The sequence below is a fragment of the Devosia riboflavina genome (assembly GCF_000743575.1).
In the GTDB taxonomy this organism is placed as follows: domain Bacteria; phylum Pseudomonadota; class Alphaproteobacteria; order Rhizobiales; family Devosiaceae; genus Devosia; species Devosia riboflavina.
Genome location: NZ_JQGC01000095.1, coordinates 1 through 639, shown reverse-complemented (window position 1 = coordinate 639; position 639 = coordinate 1). Strand labels below are relative to the sequence as shown.

Sequence of the window (639 nt, the reverse complement as noted above, 5' to 3'; positions counted from 1 at the left end):
GCTCGAGAACCCGGTGCGCGAGCTCGACCGCATCGTGCTGCCGCCGCAGTCGATTACCATCCACGACCGTGACAAGATCGAGAAGCGCTGGCCCGCCGCGCTCCAGTTCATCAAGGACAAGAAGCTCAACGAGCATTTCGGCCCCGAGGAAGGCCCGGTGGGCATCATCCTCCAGGGCGGCATGTACAACAGCGTCATCCGTGGCCTGCAACTGCTCGGCCTTGCCGATTCCTACGGCAATTCCGCCATTCCCCTCTATGTCCTCAACGTCACCTACCCGTTGGTCGATGAGGAAGTGGTCGCCTTCTGCGCCGGCAAGAAGGCTGTGCTGATGGTCGAGGAAGGGCATCCCGAATATCTCGAGCAGGCCGTCGCCACCGCGCTCCGTCGCCGCGATATCCAGACCGTCCTTGCCGGCAAGGGCACGCTCCCCATCCGCGGCGACTACACCGCCGCCGTCCTCATGAAGGGCGTCGAAAAGTTCCTTGGCGAACACGCCCCGCAATATCTGGGGAACCGCCCGCCGCTCCCCAGCGCCGATGCCGTCCTCGCCGACCCCAAGGTCAAGGCACTGGCCGATGTCGTCCCCGCCCGCCCGGCTGGATTCTGCACCGGGTGCCCGGAGCGCCCGATCTTTGC

General features: G+C 65.4%; 1 pseudogene. It reads left to right on the top strand.

The features are described 5' to 3' along the window. A pseudogene (locus tag JP75_RS24860) lies at positions 1-639 on the top strand (indolepyruvate ferredoxin oxidoreductase); the annotation flags it as partial.